Genomic DNA, 11,277 nt, shown 5'->3' on the forward strand with positions numbered 1-11,277 from the left:
CATCGGATTCAACAAAGCAGTCCGCGAGTATTTTTTCTCTGTTGGATGGCTTCTTGAAATCAAAACTGATCGGCTGATCGGGACTATAGCAGGGAATGTCAGCACGGTTGGCAAGTTCGGCAACTTTCGGCGCATATGCGATTGCTATCGCCGGTTTATTACAAAGTATCGAGAAGACCAGAGAGTGATAGCGGGTACAGATCATCTGTTTCGCTCCCGCCACCCGTCGTAATGCCTGTTTGACGTTGTAATCGTAACTGAAGCAGCCTAATCCATCAAAATTTTTACAATACTCTTGGTCAAAGTGATGGAATGGTATCAGTTTTGGATTTTGAACAGACGAAATGATATCATGTATTGTTTCACGGTACTGCTGGTTGATATTTTCAGGTGTAACCTCATTTCCATAGTGAACAATTCTTCGGATGTTTTCTTTCGGACTATTGAATCTCGCTGGAGGTATCTCAATTGGCTGTAGAGAGACACCTGTATACTCTCCACGGGTAGGTGTTTCGGGGATGTGGTGAAGGAACGCTGGACAACTGGTCGCAATTACTTCCGCGTCAGTGTACCGATCGAGAATCTGTTTGGACCGTTCGTCACGGACCGTGATGAGAGACAGTTGATTGAGCTTTGTGTTGACCCACTCCTGTAGCTCTGCGTCAAGAATCGGCTCCACACCAACTCCGATAATCATTGAGGACTCGTCTAGTCTCCCTAAGTCGGTTTTGAGTTTCTTCTCGGACATATCGTGGATTTGTCCGCCACCGCCGAGAAGACTTACCGCCGACGAATCTCCCGAGACTTTTCGAGAAAACATCGCAGAATGGTATCCCCTCTCCTCTAATTCTGTCTGCAACGCCTGCCCGATTGCCAAGTCGCCGGTGTTGCCTGTAGCATACGACCCGTAGATACAGATATCATGTTTTCTATGTGATTTCACGAACATGCCGGCGAGTTTCTTCGCTTTTCGGGCCTTCTCGATTTCACGCATAAACCGCCCGCTCATTTCCATCATCACTTGTTCGATTCTCCTCTACTAAAACCCACTGAGAGATACGATCAAAAACTCGCCCTCAATCGAACACCACTGTTTTCATATCTACCGAATGGTTACAGGATGAGTATGGAGATGAACTTCCGACAGTGGTCGTCGGAATTAGCGGATCACGTTCGGCAACATCCACGACGTGCTCCACTGTACTTTCTGTTTACTGCCTACCTGTCTGCCTGGTACGGAGTGACTTCTCGGTCACCCTTTGGGACGAACGTATTCGAGTCGGACTGGGATCTTCTCGTCGTCCTCGACGCTTGCAGAGTTGATACGTTACGCGAGGTTGCGGACGAGTACGATTTCATCGAAACAATCGACACTAGATGGTCGATCGGTAGTCAGTCGGCAGAGTGGATGGCCAATACATTCTCCGAATCTCATCGGGAGCAAGTAAATAATACGACATATATCTCGGGGAATGGCTACAGTGGGGCAGTTCTTCGAGACCACCAGTACCCCCCTGCGAACAACACGATCCCCATCGACTTGTCTTCGTGGTCTGTCCTTTGTGAGGACGAATTAAACCTGCACGTACCTGTCTGGGAGACACATCACGATGAGGAGTACAGTGCAGTACTCCCGCAAGTAATCACAGACCACACTATTGAGAAAGGGCGTCTTGGGAGTGCAAATCGTATTATTTCGCACTACACGCAACCCCACCTCCCGTACATTGGTTCCGCGTACCATGACGGACGGGAGCCAACAGAGGTGGAACGCCACGGATACAGGTTGCTGGAGCAAAAAGTTGCATCCCGGAGCGAAGTCTACGATGCGTACAAAGAGACGCTTCGGTGGGTACTCGATGATGTCGAGGAGCTCTTAGAGAATATCGACGCCGAAAAGGTCGTCATCACGTCTGATCATGGCGAAGCCTTCGGCGAGTGGAAAGCGTACGGACACCCCGAGGGATTCCCTCACCCGGTAGTTCGAAAGGTCCCGTGGATTGAAACCACCGCAAAAGACAAACACACACGAGAGCCCGATATCGAGATTGAGTCCGACTCTGTCGAAACCGACGTTGCAGAACACCTCCGTGATCTCGGGTACCGTTGATCGAAGGTACTACACAACGTCTCGCGAGTTAGCTACTGATTCGCCTTCTCCACCAGTTCCGGCGTCGCCATCGCGTACAGATATCCTAACCCGACTGCCGCAGTAAACGCCCCGATCGCCCCGATCTGTGTCACCGCCGCCATCGACGGCGACAGAACCAATCCCTTCACCCGCCGTGGCACCCGGTCAGCCAGCAACCATTTCAGGTAGTCGCCTTTCGCGTCGGGTGCGTCCGGGTACAACAGGTCCATCACGCGCTTGGAGTAGCCCTGCCAAAACGATCGAAACACCAACCACCGGAACTCTCCGCGGTACTCGAACAGCGTGTGGTGCACCACGGCGTCCTCGGTGTACACCATCCCCTGTCCAAACTCTTCCAGCAGCCGAATCCCCACAGGCGCCTCATGGGCCTGCAGATGCTTGTCGCCTTTCCGACCAGTGTTCGGATCATAGCCGCCGACCTCCAGGAACGCATCGCGCCGGTACGAGATGTTCGACCCGTACGTGTTCCGGACCTCCTCGCCGTCCTCGGCGAAGCCCGGCTCGACGCAGCCGACGAGCCAGTAGAACTCCTCCGGGAAGAAGTCCGGTCGCTCGCCCTGCCAGTTCGGGCGCACGTCGCCGCCGACCGCGATCGCGTCCGTCTCCTCGTACACGTCGACGAGGTTCGCGATCCAGTCTTCCTCGGCCACCCCGTCGTCGTCGATGAACGCGACGACCTCGCCCGACGCTAGCTCCGCCCCGCGCGTCCGGCTGTAGGAGATGCCTTGGTTCTCGTCGTTGTCGGAAATAACGACATCCTCGTTGTCGCCGAAGTCTTCGACCGCCCGCTCGTACACCTCCGGGTTGCCGTCGATCACGAGCACGACCTCTATCGGGTCGTACGTCTGCGCGAGCGCGCTCTCAACGGCCTCCGTGAAGACGTCGTAGCGGTCCATCGTGTACGTGCAGACGACGACGGAGACCTTCATTAGCGCCGATTTTCCCGCCCGGATCAATAAGGATTCTGAACCCGCCGCCGCGCAGTTATAACAAGCCTTATGGACGTTTTGCGAGTTCAATCCTGTAATGAGCGAGCAAACCGACGCCGTCGGGAACGACGAGGGATCGCCCCTCGACGTCCTCCAACGGTGGTACCACGTCCCGATCCTCCTCGGGGCCGTGGTGTTCATGCTGTGGACTCGTCTTCGATCGTACGGGAACTTCATTCAGAACGGCGAGGTGTACTTCCGTGGCAACGACGCGTGGTACCACTTCCGCGAGACGAGCTACCTCCTCGAGAACTGGCCGAACACCCTCCCCTTCGACGTCTGGACGGGCTTCCCAGTCGGTCGGTCGGCCGGGCAGTTCGGGACGCTGTGGGACCACATCATGGCGGTCAGCGTTTTCATCGCTCGTCCGATCATGGGCAGCACGGAAGAGGTCATGCTCATCATGGCCCCCATCGCGGGTGCACTCGTCGCGATCCCGACCTACTTCATCGCGCGCCGATTCGTCGACCGCTTCGCCGCGGTCGGCGCCGTCGTCGTCCTCGCGCTCCTCCCGGGCACCTTCTTCAGCTACAGTCTCGTCGGCTTCCCCGACCACAGCGCGGCCGAAGTGCTCTTCCAGAGCCTCGCCGTCCTCGCGTTCCTCGTCGCCTTTGCGGTCGCCGAACGCGAGGCGCCCGTCTGGGAGCTCGTCGTCGACCGCGACTGGGACGCGCTGAAGCGTCCGACCGCGTACGCGGCCGCCGCGGGCGTCGCACTCGGCCTCTACATGTGGACATGGCAGCCCGGCGTCCTCATGGTCGGATTTACTGGCGTCTTCCTCGCCATTAAGATCACGAGCGACGTGTATCACGGCACCACGCCCGAACCGATCGCCTTCGCGGGCGCGGTGTCGATGGGCGTCACCGGCCTGATGCAACTGATCCCGCTCGACAACTTCTCGTTCGGCGTCACCAGCTACTCGCTCACGCAGGTCGTCCTCCCGCTCGGTGTCGCCGTGGGAGCCGTCTTCCTCGCGTGGCTCGCCCGGCAGTGGGAGACGCGGGAGCTCGGGGTCGAGACCTACCCGCCGGCCGTCGGCGGACTCATCCTCGCGTCTGCGGGCGTCGTCTGGCTCGCACTTCCGTCACTCTGGAGGACGCTCACCGGCAACCTGCTGAACTTCGTCGGCTTTAGCGCCCGCGCGACGTTCCAGACGATCGGCGAGGGCCAACCCCCCCTCCAGAACGCCGCCTTCTCCGACTTCGTCCTCTCACAGTACGGCTTCGCGTTCTTCCTCGCGCTCGCCGCGGTCCTCTATATCGTCGCCCGCCCCCTCTACCGCTCCGATGACGCCAACCACACCCTCTACATCCCGGCCGCGCTCGCGGTCGTCGGCTCAGTCTACGCGGTCCCCCAGCTGTACGGCGCCATCGGTGGCGTCGTCGGCGTGAGCTGGCAGGTCGTCGGCCTCGCTATCGCCGCGGCTCTCCTCGTCGGCGCGACGTTCCTCGTCGAGTACGACGTCGAGGAGCTGTACTTCGTCGTGTGGGCGGCGTTCATCGGGAGCGCCGCGTTCACGCAGACCCGCTTCAACTACTACCTCGCGGTGATCGTCGCGGTCGGCGCGGCGTACTTCCTGCAGGTCGCGCTTGACGCGATCAGCCTCCGGTCGCTCGACGACGTCCGCGACGTCGAAGGCTGGCAGGCGATGGTCGCGATCGCCCTCGTCGTCGTCCTCATCGTCCCGCTCGTCGCGATGGTGACCCCCGTCTGGGCCGCCGGCGCGAACACCGGCCCCGGGGGCGTCACCCAGTGGGACGGCAGCCTCCAGTGGATGAACGACGAGACGCCCACACCCGGTGAACTCGAGGGCGCGGACAACCCCATGGAGCTGTACGGCACCTACGAGCGCCCGGCCGACGGCGACTTCGAGTACCCGGAGGGCGCGTACGGCGTGCAGTCGTGGTGGGACTACGGCCACTGGATCACCACGCGCGCCGAGCGCATCCCGAACGCGAATCCGTTCCAGCAGAACGCGGGCGAAGCGGCCGACTACCTCCTCGCGCCGAGTGAGGAGGCGGCCCGCGAGGTGCTCGCCGGCCAGAGCGAGGAGGGCGAACACACCCGCTACGTGATGGTCGACTGGCAGATGGCCTCGCCGAACTCCAAGTTCGGCGCCCCCGTCACGTTCTACTCGGGCAACGAGACGCGCTCCGACTTCAACCGCGTGCTCTACCAGCAGACCGAGCAGGGCGGGTTCCAGACGGTGATGCAGGTGAACACGCAGCGCTACCACGAGAGTCAGATGATCCGCCTGTACGAACACTACGGTAGCGCGGTCGACCCCGAACCCGTAGTTGTCGACTGGGAGACGCGGACCGCCGAGACGCGGAGCGGCGGGCAGGTCGAGGTGAACACGCTCCCGGCCGACCCGACGACCACGGTGCGGCAGTTCGACAACATGACCGCGGCGCGCGAGTACGTCGAGCAGGACGGCAGCGCGCAGATCGGGGGCGTCGGCGACCTCCCCTCCGAGCGCGTCGCCGCGCTCGAACACCACCGGCTCGTCCACGCCTCGCAGGCGCAGGGACAGTCGCCCTCGGCGCTGCAGGTCCGCGTCCTCCAGCAGCTCGTCCCCGAGGGGACCAGCGTCGAGGATATCCTCGGCGAGTCCTTCCTCGCGGCGTTCCAGGACGACTACGTGAAGACGTTCGAGCGAGTCCCCGGCGCGACGATCGAGGGCTCGGGCGCCGAGCCCGGTCAGGAGGTCGAGGCGACCGTCGAGATGCGGAAGCCCGCGGGAGGGACCTTCGAGTACACGCAGTACGCCGAGGCCGATTCGAACGGCGAGTTCGCGTTCACGGTGCCGTACTCGTCGACCGGGTACGACGAGTTCGGCCCGGAGAACGGCTACACGAACACCAGCGTCCGCGCGACCGGCGCGTACAACATCACCACCGCGCAGACGACCGGCGACGACCTGTACACCACCCAGCGCGTCGGGCAGGTCGAGGTGACCGAGGGGCAGGTCGTCGGCGCGGACGACGCGGCGGCGACGGTCGAGCTCGAAGAGGAGATCGTCGACTGCCCGAGCGGCGACCCCGACTGCCCGGTCGACGGGAGCGGCTCCGACGGCGGCGACGGATCGAGCAACGAGAGCGCGGCGGTCGCGCCCGCGACGCCGGTCGCGGCGGACGCCGCCGTCGACCCGACCGTCGGCATCGGCGCGAGCCCGTAACCAGCGATGGTCGGCCTTCGAGAGTGGGCGACGCTGTACCTGAAGGGCGTCGCGATGGGGAGCGCCGACGCGGTCCCCGGCGTCTCCGGCGGCACCATCGCGCTCATCGTCGGCATCTACGAGCGCCTGATCGCGGCCGTGACCGCGGTCGACCCGTCTCGAATTCGACGCGTGCTCGCCGGCGTCCGACCCGCCAATATCCCGGACGCCCGCGCCGCGTTCCACGAGATCGACGGCGCCTTCCTGCTCGTGCTCGGCGCGGGGATCGGCACGGCCGTCGTCACCGTGTTGAGCGGCGTCAACTACCTGCTCGCGACGCGGCCGGTCGCGACGTACGGCTTCTTCTTCGGGCTGATCGCGGCGAGCGCGGCGGTGTTGCTCCGCGGCGTCACGCTCGACACGCCCCGGCGGCAGGCGGCGGCGGTCGCGGGCTTCCTGCTCGCGTTTCTCGCCTCGGGCGTCGCCTCGACCGGCCTCGGCAGCTCGCTACCGCTCGTCTTCGTCGCCGGCGCGGTCGCGGTCAGCGCGATGGTGCTCCCGGGCATCTCGGGATCGCTCCTCCTGATCGTGCTCGGCCAGTACGAGTACATGTCGGGGACCGTGAGCCGGGCCGTCGACGGGCTCGCCGCGTTCCTGACCGGGAACGGGAGCGACGCGCTCGTCGAGACGCTCCCGCCGGTCCTGACGTTTCTCCTCGGCGGGGTCGTCGGGCTGTTCACCATCGCGCACACGGTCAGGTACGCGCTCGCCCGCGCTCGGGCCGCCACGCTCGCGTTCCTCGTGAGCCTCGTCGTCGGCGCGCTCCGGGCGCCGCTCCTCGAGGTCTCGACTCGACTCGCCGAAAGCGGGGAGTCGTGGCAGGGGGCGGCGCCGCGGTTCGCCCTCGCCGCGCTCGTCGGCGCGGCGTTCGTGTTCGTGCTCGACCGGTACTCCGCGACGATCGAGTACTGACCGCGATCGGACGCGGCCGGTGCTCACTCGGTGGCTTGAAATCGACGCCGGCCGAAGCCGCGAGCGATGCGAACTCGTCGAACCCTGCTGGCGTCGGGCGCCGTCGGACTGGCGGGCGTCGCCGGCTGCGTCGCGTCCCCGTCGGGCGGACGTAACGACGAGGCCGGGGGACGCGAGGACCCGAACGCCGCCGACGTCGACGCGCGGCTCGGGTTCGTCGGCGACCTCATGCTCGGGCGCAGCGTGAACGAGCGGTGGGCCGACGACGACCCCGCGGGGGTCTGGGGGCCGACGCTGCCGCGCCTCGCGGAGCTCGACGGGCTCGTCGCCAATCTGGAGTGTTGCGTCTCCGAGCGCGGCACGCGGTGGCCCGACAAGGTGTACTACTTCCGGTCGGATCCCTCGTTCGCCGTGCCGGCGCTGGAGGCCGCCGGCGCCTCGTTCGTCTCGCTCGCGAACAACCATATCCTCGACTTCCGCGAGCCCGCGCTCCGCGACACGCGGACGCACCTCGGCGACGCCGGCATAGCCCACGCCGGTGCCGGGACCGATCTCGGGGCGGCGCTCGAGCCGGCGGTGTTCGAGGCGGGCGACGTCACGGTCGCGGCGTTCGGCCTCACCGACCAGTCCGAGGCGTTCGCTGCGGCTCAAGAAGAGCCCGGCACCGCCTTCGCGACGCTCGATCCCTCGATCCCGGCGACGCGCTCGCTCGTCGAGGGGGTTCTCGAGAGCGCCCGCTCGCACGATCCGGACCTCGTCGTCGCCTCCCTGCACTGGGGCGCGAACTGGGAGACCGAACCGCGGCGGGTCCACGAGCGGTTCGGGCGGTGGCTCGTCGATCGGGGCGTCGACGTCGTCCACGGCCACAGCGCGCACGTCCTCCAGGGCGTCGAGGTGTATCGGGGGCGGCCGATCGTCTACGACGCGGGCGACTTCGTCGACGACTACGTCGACTACGTCGACCGGCAGGGGGTTCACAACAAGCGCAGCGCGCTGTTCGAGCTGGTCGTCCGCGACGGCGACCTCGACGAGCTGTTCGTCGAGCCGACCGCGATCGTCGACGAGGCGGCGACGATCGCGGACCCCGACGTCGCCGAGTGGGTTCGGGAGACCGTCGCGGAGCGCTCCGCGGCGTTCGGGACCGACGTCGAGCGCGTGGCCGGCGGCCTCTCGATCCCGTTGGGCGAGGGATGAACTAGGGCGGCGACGACGGTCACCCGCTGGATAGCTTGAAATGCGCATGACCGCTAGCGGGGATCTGTTCGGTCTGAGCGCGGCGCAGCTGGAAACGATCATGCCGGTCCTCCTGATCGCGATACTGGTGATCGGCGCCGCGTGCGCGTTGTTCGTGCTGTCGACGGACTCGACCTGAGCGTCCCGCCTCGGCGCGTCCGCCGGGCGTCCGCCGGGCATCCGCCACCGTATCAGACCCCCGGGTTGGATACGTCAGACCTCGGGTGGGATACGTCAGACCCCCGGGCTGGATACGTCAGGCCAGCCGACCGATCGCGTCGACGATCACGTCGACGCCGACGTCGATCGCGTCCTCGTCGACGTCGAAGTACGCCGTGTGGTGGCCCGAGGGATTGCTCGCGCCGACGCCGAGGTACGTGGCGGTCCCACCCTGGTCCTGCACGCGGCGAATGAGGTAGGAGGCGTCCTCGCTACCGCCGAACTCCTTCTCGATGATCCGGTCGACGCTCGGCGTCGCCTCCGCCGCGGCCTCGACCACGTCGACCACCGCGTCGTCGTTGCGGAAGGTCGTGGTCTTCCCGTAGAGGCTCGCCTCGACGTCGACGTCGTGCATCGTCGCCGCGCCGTCGACGACCTCGCGGGCCCGCCCGAGCATGTACTCGTTGAGGTCGTGGGTCTCGCCGCGCACCTCGACCCGCATCGTCGCCTCCTCGCAGACCACGTTCTGGGCGTTGTCCGCGCTCACCCTGCCCACGTTGACCCGCGTCGCGCCGTCGCCGTGGCGCGCGATCCCGTAGAGGTTCCCGATCGCCGCGGTCGCCGCCTGCAGCGCGTTCCGCCCGGCGTGCGGCTCGCCGCCCGCGTGGGCGGGCTCCCCGGAGAACGTCACGTCGACCTTCGCGTTCGACAGCGGGGCGTCGTAGCTCGACACGACCGTGCCCGTCGGCTCGTCGAGACCGACGTGGACGGCGAGCAGGCGGTCGACGTCGTCGAGGTGGCCGCTCTCGGCCATCGGCTTGCCGCCGCGCCCGCCCTCCTCGGCCGACTGGAAGAAGAACTTCAGCGTGCCGTCGAACCCGCTCTCGGCGAACGCCCGGGCCACGCCGACGCCGATCGCGGCGTGCGCGTCGTGGCCGCAGGCGTGCATCTCGCCGGGGTGGACGCTCGCGAACCCCTCCGCGGCCGGGCGGTGGTCGTCGTCCATCGCCTCCTGTCGTTCGAGCGCGTCGATGTCGGTCCGCAGTCCGATCGTCGGGCCGTCGCCGAACTCCCGCGTCGCGATGACCCCGGTGACGTCGCCCATCGCGTCGAGGTACTCCGCCGGCGCGCCGGCCTCCCGAGCGCGCTCCTTGGCCGCGGCGACCTCGTCGGCCGGCGGCACGCCCATCCGCTCGTCCGGTGCGACGGTGTCCTCGCCGACGAGCACGTCGTACCCCAGGCCGTCGAGTTCGGCCGCCAGCAGCGCGGAGGTCCGGAACTCCTTCCAGCCCGCCTCGGCGTGGCGGTGGAGGTCTCGTCTGATCGCTCGCAGCGTCTGCCCCTCGAACGAGTGCAACGCGTCCATACCCGTCACCCTCGCGGGCCGTCGGAAAAAATCACCCGGCGGAGCTGGGTCGCCGTCGCCCCCGATTCGGCCCCGTGCCCTGCTGGCGTCCAAACCCTATTGAGGCGCAGGGGTCAACGCCGACCGTGACTGACACCAACCGCGAGTGGGTGCTCGCCGAGCGCCCGACCGGCGAGCCCGACGAGGACTGTTTCGAACTGCGGGAGACCGACGTCCCCTCCCCCGCGCCGGGCGAACTCCTCGTTCGCACGCGCTACCTCTCCGTGGACCCGTACATGCGCGGTCGGATGCGCGACGCCGAATCGTACGCCGAGCCGTGGGCGGTCGGCGACCCGCTCAACGGCGGCGTCGTCGGCGAGGTCGTCGAGAGCGAACACGACGCGTACGAGGCGGGCGACCTCGTGACGGGCGAGGGCCGGTGGGCCGACTACGCGGCGCTCGACGCGGCCGACGTCGCCCCGGTCGACCCCGCGGTCGCCGCCCCCGAGGCCTACCTCGGCGCCCTCGGGATGCCGGGGCGGACCGCCTACTTCGGGCTCCTGGAGGTCGGCGAGCCGAAGCCCGGCGACACGGTCGTCGTCTCCGGCGCCGCGGGCGCGGTCGGCTCGGTCGTCGGCCAGATCGCGAAGCGAAACGGCTGCCGCGTCGTCGGCTTCGCCGGCAGCGACGAGAAGACCGACTGGCTCACCGACGACCTCGGCTTCGACGCGGCGATCAACTACGAGACGACCGACGACTACCGCGCCGCGCTGGAGTCGGCCGCGCCGGACGGCGTCGACGTCTACTTCGACAACGTCGGCGGGCCCATCACGGACGCCGTGTTCACGCAGCTGAACCTCGACGCGCGCGTCGCCGTCTGCGGGCAGATCGCCCACTACAACGACGAGGAGGTCCCGACCGGCCCGCGGAAGCTCCCCCAGCTGATCCCGGTCCGGGCGCGGGTCGAGGGGCTGCTCGTCGGCGACTTCGCGAGCCGGTTCGGCGAGGCCAGCGAGCGGCTCGGACGGTGGGTCGCGAGCGGCGAGCTGAAGCACCGCGAGACGGTCGTCGACGGCCTCGAGAACGCTCCGGACGCCTTCCTCGGGCTGTTCGCCGGCGACAACATCGGTAAGCAGGTGGTGCGGGTGTCGTCGCCGGACGGAGAGTAGCCGGAGTCGGTTCCACGCACGGTACGTCTTCCTCGATTTTCGCCTCCTTGTCGCCCTCTCGTTTCCTCTCGCTCTCCCGCTCCCTCTCACCCTCTCGTTTC

General features: G+C 66.1%; 9 protein-coding genes. 6 read left to right on the forward strand and 3 right to left on the reverse strand.

The window, feature by feature from the left end; all coding sequences use genetic code 11:
* Nucleotides 1-1,015 (reverse strand): polysaccharide pyruvyl transferase family protein (locus DJ74_RS18930; protein WP_176451384.1); only part of this gene is annotated, 1,015 nt, incomplete at its 3' end.
* 111 nt (nt 1,016-1,126) lie between these two features.
* On the opposite strand from DJ74_RS18930, the gene DJ74_RS18100 reads away from it, so the two are divergent.
* Nucleotides 1,127-2,110: a hypothetical protein gene (locus DJ74_RS18100; RefSeq protein ID WP_094528229.1), complete on the forward strand. Its 984-nt coding sequence runs from the start codon at nt 1,127-1,129 to the stop codon at nt 2,108-2,110.
* Nucleotides 2,111-2,142: 32 nt separating this feature from the next.
* Here the strand turns inward: DJ74_RS18100 and aglG are convergent, their stop codons facing one another.
* Complete coding sequence (aglG, locus tag DJ74_RS18105; protein ID WP_094528218.1) at nt 2,143-3,081, reverse strand: glucosyl-dolichyl phosphate glucuronosyltransferase; 939 nt, start codon at nt 3,079-3,081, stop codon at nt 2,143-2,145.
* 97 nt (nt 3,082-3,178) lie between these two features.
* On the opposite strand from aglG, the gene DJ74_RS18110 reads away from it, so the two are divergent.
* The 4 genes from DJ74_RS18110 to DJ74_RS19820 all read left to right on the forward strand — a co-directional run bounded on the left by DJ74_RS18110 (nt 3,179) and on the right by DJ74_RS19820 (nt 8,642).
* A complete protein-coding gene (locus tag DJ74_RS18110; protein ID WP_094528220.1) occupies nt 3,179-6,319 on the forward strand; it encodes an oligosaccharyl transferase, archaeosortase A system-associated in 3,141 nt (1,046 codons plus the stop codon).
* A 6-nt stretch (nt 6,320-6,325) separates the two neighbouring features.
* Nucleotides 6,326-7,270, forward strand: coding sequence for a DUF368 domain-containing protein (locus DJ74_RS18115; RefSeq protein ID WP_094528221.1), 945 nt, complete (start codon nt 6,326-6,328; stop codon nt 7,268-7,270).
* Nucleotides 7,271-7,336: 66 nt separating this feature from the next.
* On the forward strand, nt 7,337-8,464 hold the full coding sequence (locus tag DJ74_RS18120; RefSeq protein WP_094528223.1) for a CapA family protein: 1,128 nt from the start codon (nt 7,337-7,339) through the stop codon (nt 8,462-8,464).
* A 46-nt stretch (nt 8,465-8,510) separates the two neighbouring features.
* Nucleotides 8,511-8,642, forward strand: coding sequence for a hypothetical protein (locus tag DJ74_RS19820; RefSeq protein WP_254922203.1), 132 nt, complete (start codon nt 8,511-8,513; stop codon nt 8,640-8,642).
* 117 nt (nt 8,643-8,759) lie between these two features.
* On the opposite strand, the gene DJ74_RS18125 is transcribed toward DJ74_RS19820, so the two are convergent.
* A complete protein-coding gene (locus DJ74_RS18125) occupies nt 8,760-10,028 on the reverse strand; it encodes an amidohydrolase (protein WP_094528225.1) in 1,269 nt (422 codons plus the stop codon).
* A gap of 125 nt (nt 10,029-10,153) precedes the next feature.
* On the opposite strand from DJ74_RS18125, the gene DJ74_RS18130 reads away from it, so the two are divergent.
* Nucleotides 10,154-11,176 (forward strand): NADP-dependent oxidoreductase, encoded by a 1,023-nt coding sequence (locus DJ74_RS18130; RefSeq protein WP_094528227.1) that lies wholly within the window; start codon nt 10,154-10,156, stop codon nt 11,174-11,176.
* The last annotated feature ends 101 nt before the right edge of the window (nt 11,177-11,277 follow it).

This window comes from Halorubrum sp. Ea8 (assembly GCF_002252925.1).
Taxonomy (GTDB): Archaea; Halobacteriota; Halobacteria; order Halobacteriales; family Haloferacaceae; genus Halorubrum.